Source organism: Proteus alimentorum, assembly GCF_002607735.1.
Classification (GTDB): Bacteria; Pseudomonadota; Gammaproteobacteria; order Enterobacterales; family Enterobacteriaceae; genus Proteus; species Proteus alimentorum.
The window spans coordinates 19923-37469 of the sequence record NZ_NBVR01000010.1 but is presented as its reverse complement, the minus strand read 5'-3'; the positions used below and the strand labels follow the sequence as shown (position 1 = coordinate 37469).

General features: G+C 37.2%; 16 protein-coding genes and 1 tRNA gene. 3 read left to right on the top strand and 14 right to left on the bottom strand.

What is annotated here, in order from left to right:
• Positions 1–14: 14 nt before the first annotated feature.
• The 7 genes from B6258_RS01405 to prmB all read right to left on the bottom strand — a co-directional run bounded on the left by B6258_RS01405 (position 15) and on the right by prmB (position 6012).
• Positions 15–566: a GNAT family N-acetyltransferase gene (locus B6258_RS01405; protein WP_099073775.1), complete on the bottom strand. Its 552-nt coding sequence runs from the start codon at positions 564–566 to the stop codon at positions 15–17.
• A 107-nt stretch (positions 567–673) separates the two neighbouring features.
• Positions 674–1570, bottom strand: coding sequence for a hypothetical protein (locus B6258_RS01400; RefSeq protein WP_099073774.1), 897 nt, complete (start codon positions 1568–1570; stop codon positions 674–676).
• A 327-nt stretch (positions 1571–1897) separates the two neighbouring features.
• The gene (locus tag B6258_RS01395; RefSeq protein WP_006533359.1) at positions 1898–2170 is read right to left on the bottom strand and encodes a YfcL family protein; all 273 of its coding nucleotides are present in this window, start codon (positions 2168–2170) and stop codon (positions 1898–1900) included.
• A 153-nt stretch (positions 2171–2323) separates the two neighbouring features.
• Positions 2324–2878 (bottom strand): elongation factor P hydroxylase, encoded by a 555-nt coding sequence (locus tag B6258_RS01390; protein ID WP_099073773.1) that lies wholly within the window; start codon positions 2876–2878, stop codon positions 2324–2326.
• A gap of 17 nt (positions 2879–2895) precedes the next feature.
• A complete protein-coding gene (locus tag B6258_RS01385; protein WP_099073772.1) occupies positions 2896–3696 on the bottom strand; it encodes a sulfite exporter TauE/SafE family protein in 801 nt (266 codons plus the stop codon).
• A 169-nt stretch (positions 3697–3865) separates the two neighbouring features.
• Positions 3866–4951, bottom strand: coding sequence for a chorismate synthase (aroC, locus tag B6258_RS01380; RefSeq protein WP_099073771.1), 1086 nt, complete (start codon positions 4949–4951; stop codon positions 3866–3868).
• Positions 4952–5091: 140 nt separating this feature from the next.
• Complete coding sequence (gene prmB / locus B6258_RS01375; RefSeq protein ID WP_099073770.1) at positions 5092–6012, bottom strand: 50S ribosomal protein L3 N(5)-glutamine methyltransferase; 921 nt, start codon at positions 6010–6012, stop codon at positions 5092–5094.
• A gap of 580 nt (positions 6013–6592) precedes the next feature.
• Between prmB and smrB the strand changes: the two genes are divergently transcribed.
• Complete coding sequence (gene smrB, locus B6258_RS01370; RefSeq protein ID WP_099073769.1) at positions 6593–7135, top strand: endonuclease SmrB; 543 nt, start codon at positions 6593–6595, stop codon at positions 7133–7135.
• Between the two features lie 119 nt (positions 7136–7254).
• Here the strand turns inward: smrB and sixA are convergent, their stop codons facing one another.
• The 4 genes from sixA to B6258_RS01350 all read right to left on the bottom strand — a co-directional run bounded on the left by sixA (position 7255) and on the right by B6258_RS01350 (position 12107).
• A complete protein-coding gene (gene sixA / locus B6258_RS01365; protein ID WP_099073768.1) occupies positions 7255–7728 on the bottom strand; it encodes a phosphohistidine phosphatase SixA in 474 nt (157 codons plus the stop codon).
• A 387-nt stretch (positions 7729–8115) separates the two neighbouring features.
• Entirely contained in the window at positions 8116–10272 is a 2157-nt protein-coding gene (fadJ, locus tag B6258_RS01360; RefSeq protein ID WP_099073767.1) for a fatty acid oxidation complex subunit alpha FadJ, read from the bottom strand.
• On the bottom strand, positions 10272–11576 hold the full coding sequence (gene fadI, locus B6258_RS01355) for an acetyl-CoA C-acyltransferase FadI (RefSeq protein ID WP_099073766.1): 1305 nt from the start codon (positions 11574–11576) through the stop codon (positions 10272–10274). The genes fadJ and fadI overlap by 1 nt, the downstream gene beginning before the upstream one ends.
• Positions 11577–11810: 234 nt before the next feature.
• Complete coding sequence (locus B6258_RS01350) at positions 11811–12107, bottom strand: YfcZ/YiiS family protein (RefSeq protein ID WP_099073765.1); 297 nt, start codon at positions 12105–12107, stop codon at positions 11811–11813.
• Between the two features lie 345 nt (positions 12108–12452).
• On the opposite strand from B6258_RS01350, the gene fadL reads away from it, so the two are divergent.
• Positions 12453–13760: a long-chain fatty acid transporter FadL gene (fadL, locus tag B6258_RS01345; RefSeq protein WP_099073764.1), complete on the top strand. Its 1308-nt coding sequence runs from the start codon at positions 12453–12455 to the stop codon at positions 13758–13760.
• An 82-nt stretch (positions 13761–13842) separates the two neighbouring features.
• On the opposite strand, the gene mlaA is transcribed toward fadL, so the two are convergent.
• The 3 genes from mlaA to B6258_RS01330 form a co-directional block, all read right to left on the bottom strand.
• A complete protein-coding gene (mlaA, locus tag B6258_RS01340; protein ID WP_099073763.1) occupies positions 13843–14583 on the bottom strand; it encodes a phospholipid-binding lipoprotein MlaA in 741 nt (246 codons plus the stop codon).
• Between the two features lie 389 nt (positions 14584–14972).
• A tRNA-Arg gene (locus tag B6258_RS01335) sits at positions 14973–15044 on the bottom strand.
• 195 nt (positions 15045–15239) lie between these two features.
• A complete protein-coding gene (locus B6258_RS01330; RefSeq protein WP_099073762.1) occupies positions 15240–16016 on the bottom strand; it encodes an AraC family transcriptional regulator in 777 nt (258 codons plus the stop codon).
• A 104-nt stretch (positions 16017–16120) separates the two neighbouring features.
• On the opposite strand from B6258_RS01330, the gene B6258_RS01325 reads away from it, so the two are divergent.
• Positions 16121–16924, top strand: coding sequence for a sulfite exporter TauE/SafE family protein (locus tag B6258_RS01325; RefSeq protein ID WP_099073761.1), 804 nt, complete (start codon positions 16121–16123; stop codon positions 16922–16924).
• The last annotated feature ends 623 nt before the right edge of the window (positions 16925–17547 follow it).

Sequence of the window (17547 nt, the reverse complement as noted above, 5' to 3'; positions counted from 1 at the left end):
CGCTAAACTTAGCGTTATTTAATTTCAAACTTCATGGCACAGCGCGTTTCTTTTACAAAACCCCCACTTTCAACTTCATCATCTAAGATTTCTTGCAGAGAATGAGAAATTTCGCTTTGGGGTAAAATAGAAAAACCTAAGCGTTGATAATACGGTGCATTCCAAGGGACATGGCGAAATGTCGTCAACGTAACAGCATCAAACTTATGTACTTTTGCTTCATCTTTTACTTTTTGAATAAGTAATTTACCAATCCCCCTATTTTGCCAATCTTGGCTGACGGAGAGTTCATGAATAAATAAACTTTCGGGTAACGGTGTCGTCATAATAAAACCAACGGGCTCATTATCACTATTAACCGCAACCCAATGCCCTTGCTGGTTAATAAAGGCTAAATGTTTATCAACACTTTGTACGCCACTTTCACTTATCCAGCGTAAATCTTCTAAAGTACTAAAGAGTTGCCCTGCCAATTGCTCAATAGCAGGCAGTTTAATGGCATCATCGACTTGTGTTTGACGGATCGTAATATCATTATTTTTTATTTTTTTTTGTGTTGTTGTCATCTTTTTTCCAGTTCAGGTGTTTTTATATTTTTATGCTTAACTTATTAAAAAGCCATCTCATTAGATGGCTTGTGTTATTACTAAAATAATGTCTTATTTTTAAGTCATTAATTTTTAGGCAATATGCCGTAAGATTGGAATTTGCTACTCTCTTCAATAAAACGATTATAGTATTTATTATCTTCTACTGAGTCTTTGACTGCCCGATTACCATACGCGCTAGAAACAGCAAGTGTCGCCTTATAAAGTTTATCTTTTAATATGTTATGGATCTTCGGATCTTCACTTTCTTGAACTTGATTTAATAATGAAACGAGCTCTTCTGCTTCAGCTTGAATATCAGGATCAGTAAATTCTGCTGTCGGTAACATATAGTCTAAATCAAGATTAACAGAATCGTTATATTCATCTTCTTGAGTAAATGGCGCTAAATCTTTATTATATTCCACTGAAATATATTTAATAAATTCAGGTTTATCAAAGCATTTATTTTTTATGCTGCCATCATTATTTTTATTGCGAGTGCGAATTTCATTAGGAAATGGCTCTCCTAAGGCATAAGTACACTGAAAAACATTACCATCAATTAATGTGGCATTAGTACTACGCACTGGAAGTTCAAATTCATAACCATTAATAATAACTGGGTAATCAACGGGTTTAAATTGATCCGTTTTTCCCTTTACTGCATAAACTTCAGAAAGGGTGTAATACATAAAATTATCAGGATTTAATATGCCACCATTATTATGATCATAAACCATAAATCGAGCATCATTACCGGCGCTATCTTTTAAATTATGCTCACCAGGTGACAGTGTTATGTAACCATTTTTACCCGGCTCAACCTGATATTCTTTACCATCAACGCTAAAACTAATGACTTTTTCGCTTGGATTACTGTAATAAAACTTATTTTTTTTATTATCTAAGTCAAATTGATCACAAGCAGATAAAAATAAAACAGCGCTAGTCAGTAGGCCTATTTTAAAGAAATTTTTCATCGTATTGTTATCCTTATCATAAATATTCTATGCAAATCATTTGCATCCCGAGAAACATTCCTAAAAAACATTTAAAAGTAATTTTACAGAAATGGCAAGGAGTTACAAAAGATAGCACTATTATGCTTAATCAATGAGAGATACATCGACTTTGAAAAATCAAATAAAAACAATTGATAAATAGTAAGGATCAATCTTTGTATAAAAACCAATCTAATTCAACAGTAAATATCTTAAATATAACGTAGAGGCTGTGATTTTAATAAGATATTAAGAAAGGAAAAACAACCGATTTATGCCGGTTGTTCTCTTAGTAGACATGCCGACTTAATTAATTGAGTTAACTAAATCATGCCATGTAGATAAAACTAATGCTTGATCTGGTGGTGAAAGCTCGCCTGCTTTTATCGCCTTTTGAATGCTCTCTTCTACACGCGCTCTTAACGCTTCTAACTGTGTATTATTTTCTTGCTCAAGTTCAGCAATAGCCAGTGTAATATGGCCTTGTAAATATCCACCTGCAAATAACTCATCGTCAGTGGCATGTTCAACACGGCTATCAATTTTATCTAATAAGTACGCTTCATACTCAGAAAGCATTATTTATCCTCAATATATAATGTTGCCATCTTTTATATTTGCCCTGTATTAGCAAAGCATAAATATCTATGTTCCAGCAACCTTACTACTTCAGACTCCACCCTATTGGGTAAAACCTTCACAGTGGATAGGCGATAGTTATTCTCGCAATCCTTAATTAACTAAAGGATTTTCCTGATAAGGAAACATCGCTTCCGTTAGTTCTGGGGTATTGTAAAACAAATGTAACGCATTAATAAATAGCTGTGCGCGAGGTGGCGTGTTTTTGTCTCGTAAATAAGCGAGTACTTGTTCTCTAACTTTATTCCTAAATTCATAACGATCAGGTTCAAAGTTACCTTCTAAATTGTCACAACTGACATTGAAAGGATAACCAGCCGCTTGGCAAAATAACCAATCCAACGCTTGAGGTTTGATTTCTACAACTTCAAACTGCCCTTGAGTCGTTTCATCTCGTCCATCAGGGCAATACCAGTAACCATAATCAACTTGTTGGCGACGAGCCTCTCCAGCGATACACCAATGTGATATTTCATGTAATGCACTGGCATAAAAACCATGAGCAAAAATGATTTGGTGATAAGGTGTCTCTTCATTTGCAGGCAAATAAATCGGCTCATCATCCCCTTTAACTAAACGGGTTTGGAAACTTTCGCTAAAACATTGATTAAAGATATCAATTAACTGTTGATAATGATGTGCTGACATTTAAAAACCATCTATTCCTAATTAAAAAGTGCAGAAAACCAAAGTGCAATAGTATCGCCATGATTGTCATATATGAGTTTGATGCTCATCAAAAAGGAGATAATGACCAGCATAGGTCTTATTAATTTTTGCCCTTTTGTTAATACTAGACCTGCACCTAAGCGAGCACCAATAAACTGCCCACAAAGCATGACTAAACCAATAGTCCAAATAACCTGCCCACCAATAATAAAAAACAGTAAAGAACCAAAGTTAGAGGTGAAGTTAAGTAACTTAGCATGCGCTGTTGCTTTTGAAAGATTATATCCAAGTAACATAACATAACCTAAAGCGAAAAAAGAGCCCGTACCGGGTCCAAAAACACCATCATAAAAACCAACACCTCCCCCTAATATTGCACCAAAAGTATAGTAGCCAATACGTTGTTTACTATCTTGAGCACCGATTGATGGAGTAAGAAGAAAATAAAGACCGATCGCGATGGTAAGAATAGGAAGTGCTTGTTTAAGGATTTCTGGATTAATAAACTGCACCAACATGGCGCCAGAAACGGCACCAATGAAAGTCATTAAAATGGCAAATCGTTGCGCTTTTAAATCAATCACTTTTCGACGTATAAAATAGAGGGTTGCCGAAAACGAGCCACCTACTGATTGCAGTTTATTCGTTGCCAGCGCTTGGACAGGCGGGATCCCCGCTGATAACAAAGCTGGAATAGTGATTAATCCACCACCACCAGCAATTGAATCAATAAAACCAGCGATTAAAGCAACAAAGAAGAGAAGAAGGTAGATGCCATCTGAAAAGAGCCAATCCATTTATCTATCCGAGTTATTAGGAATGAAGGGCGTGTTGCTGTGTTGATCTTATTTATTTTAAAAAAGCCACAGCAACACGATCTGAGCATAATAAAATTAGGCGCTCACACCTTTAAAGCTAACATCAAACTTACAACAGTTTATCGACCACGTTATTGACGTAGAATGATTACCATTGCATTAGCGGAGGTACAACATCACCACATTGACCACGTTGGCGCAATGCATGATCAAGCAATACAATTGCCATCATTGCCTCTGCAATAGGAATAGCGCGTATTCCTACACAAGGATCGTGACGACCTTTGGTTATCATATCGACTTCTTCACCATCACGATTAATCGTTTTACCTGCAATAGTAATGCTAGATGTTGGTTTTAAAGCGATATGAGCAACAATTGGCTGACCACTGCTAATGCCACCTAAAATGCCCCCTGCATGGTTGCTAGTAAAACCATTCTTAGTGATTTCATCTCTATTTTCAGTGCCTTTTAAGGTGACAACACCGAAACCATCACCAATTTCAATTCCTTTAACAGCATTGATGCTCATTAGTGCATGTGCTAAATCTGCATCGAGTCTGTCAAAAACTGGCTCACCAAATCCTGCTGGTACACCCTCTGCAACCACCGTCACTTTTGCACCAATCGAATTGCCTTCTTTTTTGAGCGCACGCATATATTCATCCAGCGCATCTAAACGAGAAGGATCTGGACAGAAAAACGGATTGGTTTCAACGATAGACCAATCAACAAGATCACAAGTAATTGGGCCTAGTTGAGAAAGATAGCCTTTGACTTCAATACCCATTTTCTCTTTTAGATATTTTTTTGCGATTGCCCCCGCAGCAACACGCATCGCGGTTTCTCGTGCAGAAGATCGCCCACCGCCACGATAATCACGCAAACCATATTTTTGCTCGTAGGTATAATCAGCATGACCAGGACGAAAAACATCTTTGATTTCACTGTAATCTTGAGAACGTTGATCCGTGTTTTCAATCAGTAAACCAATGCTTGTTCCTGTTGTTACACCATTAAATACACCTGATAAAATGCGAACTTGATCGGGTTCACGGCGTTGAGTGGTATAACGTGATGTTCCGGGTCTACGTCTATCTAAATCAACTTGTAAGTCGGCTTCTGTTAAAGGCAATCCAGGAGGTACACCATCAACAATGCAACCTAATGCAATACCATGAGATTCACCAAAAGTCGTGACTCTGAATAATTGTCCGATACTGTTTCCTGCCATCCCTTTATTCCTATCTTTTACTGTGTGATGTTATCAATATGTTATTTGCAATAAATAACAATCTACCGTCTCATTGCTGTTACATCAACAATTATGGTCATTGATTGATATAAACAATGACCATAAAAGGCCAACACGCCCTAGGAAAAACGCGCTGAATGTTCGATGAGTTGTTCACGAGTCAGCATAAAGACACCGAGTCCACCATTTTCAAACTCAAGCCATGTAAATGGAACCTCTGGGAATTGCTCAATAAGATGAACCATACTATTACCCACTTCACACACTAAAATACCTTTTTCACTCAGATATTCGGGGGCTTTTAGTAAAATTTGTCTCGTAATATCTAGGCCATCAACACCCGAAGCTAATGCTAATTCAGGTTCAACTTGGTATTCATCCGGTAAATCGCCCATATCTTCGACATCAACATACGGAGGATTTGTTACAATAATATCGTAAGGTGTTGGGACAATAGCGTTAAATAAATCTGATTGCATTGGATAAACACGATGCACTAAACCATGATTTTCAATATTAAACTCAGCGACTTCCAGTGCATCTTCAGAAATATCAACCGCATCAACTTCAGCATCTTCAAACTCATGAGCACAAGCAATTGCAATACAGCCACTTCCAGTGCATAAATCGAGGATACGTGTTGGCTCTTGCTGAATTAAACCATCAAAATGGTTATTGATTAATTCACCAATAGGAGAGCGAGGAATAAGGACACGTTCATCAACATAAAATTCGTGACCACAGAACCAAGCGCTATGAGTTAAATAAGGGACTGGAATTTTTTGCTCAATCCGGCTTTCGATAAGCGTAATGATTTCCATCTTTTCAGAAGTAGTTAGCTTCGTTGATAACAGTGCATCTGGAATATCTAAAGGAAGTGCAATGGTCGGTAATACAAGCTGTAATGCTTCATCCCATGCGTTATCTGTGCCATGACCATAATAAATGTCAGATGAATTAAACTGACTCATAGCCCAGCGTAACATATCTAGGATCGTGCTTAGCTCAGCAACCGCTTCCTCTTTTAGTATTATATCCAAAACTGTTGTCCTCTGAAGAAATAGAAAGTCTGTAGTTTGCCATGAAGATGGCGATAAATCAGCGGGAAACCATAAAAAAACATCACTGCATTATTATTCTCTTTACCATAACCATACACTCACTATGGTTTTAAGCTTCAATCAGGTAATTAAAAGCAAAATTTACGTTCTATTCATAAATAAAAATTAGAATTTTATACTTTTAATTTAACTTTTATTAGCAAATGAATGAAACCGAACCATACTTAGAGCATGAAAGAATTAACTGTGTACCAAAATGCGCCTATAGATGTTTTTCATTCAACATGCAGTCACTTGAAAGCAGATAACTCATTTTGAAAACTATTTTGATATCTCTTTATCGCAACCTGAAGATATAGCCACGTTTTGTGTTTCGTAGATATCATGAGTAGAGCAACTTGTTAACCAGCCTATATTTGCTAACTATGTGACTATTTCGGCAGGGTAAATTCCCTGCCTTTTTTTATGCTAAATTTATAGCCTATACTTTTTTATCTCTGACGCTATTTCATGTACTATTGCCTGATAAAAACAGTAACACTATGAAGAATCGTAAAAAATGAATAAAAAATTTTCATTACCACCTTCTGAAATTGAGTTATTTCAGGAGATGATAAAAGGCACAAAAAAATTACCTCAAGATAAAATACTTCATCCCCCAAAACGTAAGAAAGTGACACACTACGCTGTTGAACGCCTACAACAAGAGCAAGTTGATGCTTCTTATTATTTTTCAGATGAATTTCAGCCTAACTTAGCCACAGAAGGCCCAATGCGCTATTTAAGAGAAGGCGCTAATGCTTATGAATTAAAAAAACTACGTCGTGGTGATTATGTCCCTGAATTTTTTCTAGATTTGCATGGATTAACACAGCTAATTGCAAAACAAGAGATTGGCGCATTAATTGCGGCATGTAGACGAGAGCATGTTTATTGTGCCTGTATTATGCACGGGCATGGCAAACATATTTTAAAACAGCAAACACCACTTTGGTTAGCGCAACACCCTGATGTTATTGCTTTTCATCAAGCCCCAAAAGAATGGGGAGGCGATGCTGCATTATTAGTATTAGTAGAAAACGACGATATTGCTCGTCGCTAAATCCCAAAACTCTATTGCATTAACCCTTTATTGCATTAACCCTTTATCGCATTAACCCTTAAATCACCTATCCGGTGAAATAAGGTGTTAATTACTTACTTAGCTAATTGATTTAAATTTTATTTCAATGTTGAGGGGGACACTTGCCATAACAACTCCCCTGCGCCTTTTGATAAATCAAAATCAACACAAGCAATGGTTGATGTTGAAAACATAGGGGCACATACCGCCGGACAAAGTTCAGCGACAACATAGCCCACTAAAGGTAAATGAGAAATAACAAGAATATTTTTATATCCAGAGTCTCCCAAGGCACGTAAGTAATGTGCAACATGTGAAGGATTTCCTCCAGGGATAATTCCATCATCTGTTTCTATTTTACTAGGTAGTGCTAAATCTGTTTTTACTGCATCTAATGTCTGTTGAGCACGTAAATAAGGACTGGCTAAAACATAATCGATTGTATGTCCCTGCTTTGTCATCCATTCAGCCATTTTTATTGATTCACTTTTTCCACGCTCAGTCAGTGGTCTTAGTGCATCGCTAGCAGCATCAAGAGCGGCTTCTCCGTGGCGCATAATAAAAATTTGCATAGTAAATTATTAAACCTATTTTATTTTTGTAATTACTGGTATTTACACTTTTAAGATACTTAATTTAATTCAGTTTAAATCAATATATCCTCATATAAAATCTTCAATACCCTAATTGCAATAGCATTATTAATCTTTTTAAGATCATGCCGTTGGTTTACAAATTAACATCCTTTTCAGAATTTTATTTTAAAAAGTTTCATTTTTAAATTTATTTTCAAATAACTATTTTGCCATATCTGGCTATCATTAACACTTTCGACCTCTTTTTCCATTAAAAATTCACCAATTATTAATTTGACTCAAAAAGTACAAGAAAAAAGGCGCCTAAGCGCCTCAATCAAAACAAATGTCACAAAAGGAAAAAGCAATGGTAATACAATGATATTAATCGTAAAAACGTTCATTTCGTTTAGCCATTTCAACTAAACGCTCACAAGGGCGATATTTTTCTCCATATTTATCGGCAAGTTGGTTAAGCTTTTCTGCTACCTTTGTTGTTCCCATACTGTCCATATAACGGAATGGGCCACCAAAAAAAGGAGGGAAACCGATACCAAATACAGCACCAATATCACCATCTCGTGGTTGCTTTATAATATTTTCATCTAAACAACGAACGGCTTCATTTAACATTAATAATAAACAACGTTCTGTAATTTCAGAGGAAGACAGTTGGTTTTTAGGCTTAATTTGTAATAGTCGGTATATCGCTGGATCAGGCTGCTTTTTACTTTTACCTAATGAAAAAGGTAATGCATGTTTTGCATAAAGATAAAAACCTCGTCCATTTTTACGACCTTTTCTATTATCAGCAATAATGGTATCCACAGCAGGAGGAGAAGCAAATCTTTCACCAAATGCATTCACTAATATCGGTGTTATTTTTGTGCCGATATCAATACCTACCTCATCCAATAACTGAATAGGCCCTACGGGAAAACCAAACTGAACAAGTGCTTTATCAATATTCTCAATAGGCTCTCCTTGTACTAAGCATGTCAATGCTTCACTAATATAAGGAGCAAGAATACGGTTAACATAAAATCCTGGTTTATCACCAACAACGATTGCAACTTTGCCCTGTTTTTTAGCAAAAGCGACTGTTGTAGCAATCGTTTTTTCATCCGTATTTTCATGTGGAATAACTTCAACCAAAGGCATTTTTTCTACGGGACTAAAATAGTGAAGCCCGATCACTTTTTCAGGGTATTTTGCTGTTTCTGCAATTTTATGAATAGGAAGTGAAGAGGTATTTGAAGCAAAAATAATTTTACCGTTCCCTACTTCTTCAATATCTGCGACCATTTTCTGTTTTAAAGCGAGATCTTCAAAAACCGCTTCAACAATAATATTTGATTGATAAAAACCGCTGTAATCCAAAGAACCTGAGAGTAGCCCCATTTGGCGCTGACGTTCGCGTGCAGATAATCTTTTTTTACTTACTTTGGCAGAAAGCGCCTTCCAACTATAATTAAGTGCCTGAGCAATTCCTTTATCGCTGATATCTTTAATTCTTGCTGGTAAATTACCTTTTGTCGCCGTGACAAAGGCAATACCTCCCCCCATTAGCCCCCCCCCTAAGATACCAATATGATGCAAATTATCCGGATTTTCAGATGATCCCGTTTCATTTTTAAGTGCCGTAGAAGCAAAAAAGAGGTGTCTTAATGCAGATGAAACTGGCGTCATAGCGAGTTCACCAAACGCATTTGCCTCTTCTTTAAACCCTGTTTGAATATCTTTTTCAAGACCGCGTTCTATAACATGAAGAATACGCTCTGCTGCTGGATAGTGACCTTTTGTCTTAGCTAATGTGCGTTTTTTGGCTTGCCCAAACAGTATATTCCTACCTAACGTTGTGTTTGCCCAAAAACGATCCATCATCGAATGCTTTTTCTGCTCTTTTTTACCCGATAAAATCCATTTAGCAGCAACGTCTAATAGAATATCTTGTGAGACAACATCATTTACAAGGCCTAATTTTAAGGCTCGTTTCGCATTAACTTGTCTACCCGTTAAGATCATATCTAACGCAGATGTCACACCAATAAGACGAGGTAAGCGTTGAGTTCCACCAGAGCCCGGTAGCAATCCAAGTTGTACTTCAGGAAGTCCTAAACGTGTTTTGCTATTATCAGAACAAATTCGCCCATGACAGGCTAATGCCAATTCAAGCCCTCCGCCAAGGCATGCGCCATTGATAGCTGCCACAACTGGCAATGGATAGTTTTCAAGTTGAGTAAAAAGATCCTGTCCTGCTTTTGCTAATGCACTCGCTTCTTCTTTAGTTTTACAACCCGCAATCATGGCGATATCCGCACCGGCAATAAAACTGTCTGTTTTACCTGAAGTGATAATTAATCCTTTTACTCCGGAGTGTTGCTGAGCTTGCCTTAAAACATCTTGAAATTGCTGTACGAACTCTGCTTTTAGTGTGTTTACTTTTTCACCAACAACATCAATGGTAATGACACCCACTTTGTCATTGCGTACTGAGAATTGAAAAACAGATGATTTTTCTAGTGTTGTTTGTTGTTCCATTATTCCACCTCCAAAATCATCGCTGCACCCAATCCACCCGCCGCACAAGCAGTGGTTAACCCAAACCCACCACCTCGACGTTTAAGCTCATGTAGTGTCTGTGTGACCATTCTTGCGCCAGTCGCAGCAAAAGGATGCCCATAAGCAATAGAACCGCCTAGCACATTAAATTTATCCATATCCACTTCTCCAATTGCCTTGGATAATCCTAGTTGCTCTTTAGCAAATCGTTCACTAGCAAATAACGTCAAATTACTTAATGTTTGTGCGGCAAAAGCTTCATGCATATCAATTAGCGTTAGATCACTCAATGCAAGACCTGCGCGAGAAAGTGCAAGTGGTGTAGCATATGATGGTCCCAATAGCATATCTTTCCAGACATCTGTCGCTGTAAAAGCATAACTACGTAAATAACCCAGAGGTTGATAACCAAGACTTTTAGCAACAGATTCTTTCATCATTAATACAGCCGCTGCGCCATCAGTTAATGGTGTACTGTTTGCGGCAGTGACACTACCATGACGACGATCAAAAGCGGGTTTGAGTTTGGCATAAGAATCAAGAATAGAGTTTTTTCGAATATTGTTATCTTGATGAAAGCCTTCTTTGTAAGGCGGAAAAAACGCAGTCATGACTTCATCATCTAATTTACCCATATCCCATGCTTTCGTTGCTAATTGATGAGAGCGATGCGCTAATTCATCTTGATCTGTTCTTGAAATATGGTAAGTCTTTGCCATTTGTTCCGCCGTATCGCCCATACGTAACCCAGTTGAATATTCAGCAACAGCAGGCGCTACAGGAAGGAGATCACGAAGCCGTAATTGGCTTAAATAACTTAATCGTTGACCTAATGATTTGGCCTTATTAAGGCTTAATAAAACATCTGCAAGCTTTTTACTAACACCGATAGGCAAAACTGAAGACGAGTCTGCACCACCAGCAATACCGACAGAGACATGCCCAGCCATCATACTTTCAGCAACATTAGCAATCGCCTGAAAGCTTGTTGCACATGCTCTTGTTACACTATAAGCATCCGTTTTTACACTTAATCCTGCGCCGAGCACAATTTCTCTAGCAATGTTAGGTGCTTCTGGCATTTGAACCACTTGTCCGAAAACAAGTTGATCAATAATTTCGGGAGGAATTTCATTGCGAGTCACTAATTCTTGAACCACTGAACGCCCTAATTCAACCGCAGGTATTCCTCGATACGCAGTCGCTTGTTTAGCAAAAGGTAAGCGTAGCCCGCTGACAATGGCGATGCGATCTTTCATAGCACTGTTCGTTGATGACTTCATAACGGCTCCTGACAAAATGATTTCCTAACACCAAAGAGGTCTGACCTGATAATAGTGTTAACAAAAATTTCACTTTCCAGAAACGTTATTTTACGAGAAGTGGGAGTTAGCGCTCAATATTTCGATGAAATGTCTGAAACTTAACAATAATGATAGAAAAGATAATAGCGAGATGAAGGGATATAAAAAAGGCCGTTGAATTTCAACAGCCTTAAATCTATTAATTTCAGAGGATTAACGTAATCCCAACTGGAAAATTAGGTTTTCTGCTTCACAAGAGAATGTAAAATCAGCGGTAAGTTGAACACCACCTTCAACATCAGCAAATTGTTGATTGATTTTGCAAGGCTCTGAAGCGATAGATTGTGCTTTTGCACTGAGTTGATCTAACATTGCTTGCGCTTGTACTTTATCAGCGAAGACATGCTGATATGACGCTGTGCAATTCTTATTGTCAATAATAGTACCCACATCTACACAACAGCAAGCAGCGGTTTCTTCTGCACTACAACGATTAATTGCGTCTGCCATTTTAGTCTCCCAACGAAAGAAATGTTAATTATCTATCATAATCGCAAAAAAATAAAATAAACTGCTTTAGCTCAAATTTTATTACAATCTTACAAAAATAATTGATTATTCTGTTTATTTAACAATCAAAAATATCTTTATTGGGATGTTTTGTGAAAAATATGTTAACCAAATCCCAATTATTGAATCCAAATGGCAATATTTATAAAACATACTTGCAACATTTGGGGTAATCAACTTTATACTTAATCAACTGGTCTGATTTGTCATAACGACAACCGCACCTAAAATCCAGCGCTTCTAATCAGAAGTTACTAACTTAAAAAAATGATGAGGGTTTAGGTCATGAACCGTAAAAACCTGTTTACTCGCACAGCACTAGCTGCCATTGTAGGAGCAATTTCCTCTCAAGCAGGCGCTGCCGGTTTTCAGTTAAATGAATATTCTACTTCAGCACTAGGGCGTGCATTTTCAGGGGAAGGCGTTATCGCCGATGACGCAAGCGTAGGTAGCCGAAACCCAGCTGCACTCACGATGTTTGATCGCCCCGAATTTTCTGTCGGTGCTATCCACATTAACCCAAGCGTTGATATTAAAGGTAAATCACCACTTACAGGGGCAAGTACTAACGCAGGTGATATTGCACCCAGTGCATTAGTCCCTAATATCCACTTTGTTGCCCCTATTAATGATAAATGGGCCATTGGTGCATCAGGCACAACAAACTTTGGTTTAGCCACTGATTTTAAAAAAGATTATGCTGCAGGTATTATTGGCGGTAAAACTGATTTAAAAACCATGAATCTAAACTTAAGTGCAGGTTACCGTGTCAATAACCAATTTAGCGTCGGTTTAGGGTTAAATGCTCTTTACGCAGATGCTGAAATCACTCGCCATGCTGGTGAATTACCAGGAATGCTTGGTCTTCCAGTATCACCTTCAGCTCGAGTTGCCCAACTTAAAGGTGATGCATGGGGCTTTGGCTGGAACGCGGGTTTATTATATGAATTTGATGAAGGTAACCGCGTTAGTTTCACTTATCGTTCTAAAATCAAAGTGAAATTTAAAGACGGTGAATATCAAAATGATCTACCGCCACTGCCAGCTCTCGATTCGATGGGGATCATTGGTACCAGTGGTCAAACTATCCCAGGCAAGCTAGATTTAAATTTACCTGAAATTTGGGAATTTGCCGCTTATCACCGTGTTGCACCAAAATGGGCTGTTCACTATAACTTCGCTTACACAAGCTGGAGTGCCTTTGAAGAGTTAAGAGCTACACGTAAGAGTGATGGTCAACAACTCTTCAAGAAAGAAGAAGGCTTCCGTGATGCATGGCGTGTGGCTTTAGGTACTACCTATTATCACAATGATAACTGGACATTCCGTACTGGTATTGCCTTCGATGATAGCCCAGTTCCGGCTGATAAACGCTCAATCTCTATTCCAGACCAAGACCGTTTCTGGTTAAGTGCAGGTACAACTTATGCATTTAACAAAGATATGTCTGTTGATGTTGGCTTAGCGTATATGCATGGTAAAAAAGTCACAATTAAAGAAAAATTGGCAGAATCACCACTTTCACCTACGTATGAGTTTGAATCATCAGGTAAAGCATGGTTATACGGTATGAACTTTAACTACCGTTTCTAATTTTTCGCTATACTTTTTATACAAAAAATGGTCTTTTTTAAGACCATTTTTTATTTATTCATCAAGCTAAAAAGATAATTCACTAATCAATGGAATCTAAATCATCTTCAATGGCTTTCGCATTAGGGTTTTCTTTTACCATGCCATCTGCTTGGAAATCGTTACGTTGGAAATAGGCTTCACGCATCATTAAATAAGGATCAGATGAGTTTTGTAAAATAGCATCAGAATCGAGTAATTGTGCTCGTGTTTCAATACCTTCTAATGCCCATTTACCTGCTGACATCCAAAACGTTAAATAGCTCAACATTGGATAGGTTAAATCAGCCCAATCACCACCCTCTTCACGGACAGTAAAACTACCATAGCCCGGTACAACCACATAAGGGCCATAGTCCATACCATAATGACCTAACGTACTACCAAATCGCATTGGGACTTCTTTTTCCATTGTTTCTTTAGACATACCCGCGACATCTATTAAACCACCCATGCCAAAGACGGTATTGATCCAGAAACGACCAAAATGTTTTGCACCTTTTTCAAAATCACCGCGTAATACACTGTTCACCATACTTGCAGGCTCTTCTAAATTACCTAAAAAGTTAGATAAGCCATTTCTTGCGGGTGGTGGCACATAATCACGCCAAACAACGGCAACTGGACGTAAGATATAGGGGTCTAAAACATAGTAGTTAAAATCAAACATCTGGCGGTTAAACCCTTCCAATGGGTCAGAGCGCCCCTCCCCATTATTAGGGGTACTTGCACATCCTGAAAGTAAGGCGACTGAAAGAGCAACACCGCACAGGCGATACTTCATAATGTTCTCCGCTAATTATCTTATGATGAGCAGCATCATAGTTCGCATATTCATAAACTCTATACATAATACTGTCAATGCGTAACAAGTGGTACTTTTATTAAGCGTTGATCTTATAAGATAATTCAGTTTTTGTGATTATCTTATCGAGCTGATTTAAAATATTATTGGGTTAATATAAAAATATATGATGTGATTTAATTATATTCTTTTATCACTAATAGCTCTTCTGGTTCGGGATACGAAAAATGCGGGGTAAAAAATTTACCCAATAAAGATAACGGTTATCAACGAACTAATACAAACTATAACGGAAAAGAAATTACTGTGAATATTGAGTTTTGAGGGATTTTGCGAACTAAGACGAACTAATGAGAATGAATTTAGAGCGTTCCCTACAGGAATCGAACCTGTAATTAGCCCTTAGGAGGGGCTCGTTATATCCATTTAACTAAGGGAACATACTTGGAAAGATATCGCACAAATGATATACGGGGCATATTTTACCCCTCTCAGCTTATTTTAATCAAGTTTTAACGCACTGATATTGGAAGGAATTTTTTTGTTTCTTTTTTGAACAGTATAATTTGACTTAAAAATCATCTGATAAATATCAGCATCAATGATTATGGTTATTCCTATATATGTTAGTTTTATTAAAACTCTTTCAATTGTTTTAAAAACAATTTCGGTGAATATCCCATCTCTTTATTAAACATTGCACTAAAAGCGCTCGGATTTTCATAACCCAACTCTAAAGCCACTTCAGTGACTGAATCACCTTTCTTTAAAGCCGTTAACGCATACATTAAACACGCTTTTTGACGCCAATCTCGAAAAGAGAGGCCTGTTTCTTTATGAAAAAGACGGGTAAAAGTACGTAGGCTCTTATTTAATTTTTCAGCCCACATTTCTGGTGTCGTGCGAATATTGGGTTGTGACATAAATTCAGTACACAATTCATCTAATAAAGCATGTTGTGGTAATGGCGTAAAATAAGGTAATGGCTTAGCCTGAGCTAATTCATGACAAAGCAAAGTCAGTAATGCGCTATCTCGCCCACCTAAATCATAAAGTAAAGGAAGTTCATTGGCTGAAAGTAATAGTTGATGAAGCAGAGGCGAAACTTGTAAAACCTCACAATATTCTGAGTGACGTGGAATTTTATTAGGCTCAATATAAAGACTATAAGTACAACTACCCAACATTAGCACTTGATGTACTTTTTCTGCGGGGATCCACACGCCACTGTAAGGTAATACAATCCATTGACCATCTTCTGTTTTAACTTTCATTACCCCGTTAGGGGCATATAAAAATTGTGCTCGTCGATGATGGTGAGCTTCAAGTAATGTGTCATAAGGATAATCAGAGCCTAATGCCAAAATATCACGAGGAAGAGTATCCACACTGTTGATATCGATATTACCCATAATATTAAAATTGTCCTAAATTCGTATAAACTTGTCATTATTGAGTGGGTAAGCCATCACTTTATTCTATATTGTTAATCTCCTGACTCAACAGGAGATTTGAAATGACACTCTGGCTGATTTCTTTTGGTTTAATTTCAGGCATCACAACATGGTTATTTGGCTTTGGCGGTGGTTTTGTCACTGTTCCCTTACTCTATACTCTTATTCTGACACTCTGGGGAATAGACAGTTTACCTGCTGAGCATGCTATGCAAATTGCAGTTGCTACCTCTGCATTAATTATGTTGTTTTCTGCGATAGTCACAACCATTAAGCACCATAAAGCCAAAAGGCTTGATTGGAATATCATGTCCATACTGTTTATTGGTATCGCTTTTGGTGGGATCTTAGGTGCTCTTCTCGCCTTAACGGTTGAAGGTACGTGGATCAAATGGATCTTTATTGGTTATCTTCTTATCACTATTTTAGACTGCTATTTTCGCCCCGGCTTTATGTCTCCTACTCACAACATAAAAAAAGTCACTAAAGCAAAAGAAAGCATCAATGGCACAGTAATTGGTATTATTGCCGCTTTTCTAGGGGTTGGAGGAAGTGTGATGACAGTACCTTTATTGCGCCGTAGAGGAACACCAATGGTACAATCAGCAGCAATGGCCAATGCATTAACCTTACCTTTAGCACTCACTGCAACCTTCACTTATGTTGCCCTTTCTTTTACGTCACCTTTAAATAGTGAATCTGGTTTTATTGGTTATATTTGGCTAAAAGCTGCACTTATTCTGATTTGTAGCACTTGGGTTGGCTTGAAGATCTCTGAACGCTTTTTATCCCGTATTCCCGATAAATGGCACGCAAGAGTTTATCCTCTGTTACTGAGTCTTGTTTTAATTGTCATGCTGTTTTAAATCCTTCCTTCTATATAGAAGATACAAAGACAACAAACAACGAAAAAAAACAAGAATAGCTACACATAAAATAATGGCTAATGGTGACCTATTGTGTTCAATAAGTCGCCATCTTTTTAACATTTCGCCCTATCGTTTCCTACGCATCTTCACCTAGTATTAATGCAATTAAGACACATAAAACAAAAAATATCTCTTTTTGACAATCATGATACAGTTTTATAACGATTAATATCATTAATTAATATTTAAACATAATGAATAATAATTTATAAATTGTCTCGTGTTTAGTATCAGTCTGATCACGTTTAATCGATCATTTCTCGCACCATTGTTCACTGATTTATTTTTTTATTTTATTTGTATTTATCATCAAAATAATAAGTTAGCTATTTTTCATAAGAAGATAATTTAAGAAGAAACTGGATTTAAATAGCGTCAATATTATTATTTATTTTGATTTTTAAATAACAAATAAATTACAATAAAACCAAATTTCGATATATAAATAATTATATATCGATGGGCTTTTTTGTCAAATTTTAATTATTATTAATCATATATTCCAAATACACTTTAATAAAACAGATTGATGACATAAGTTAATGAATTTAAAAGAACAA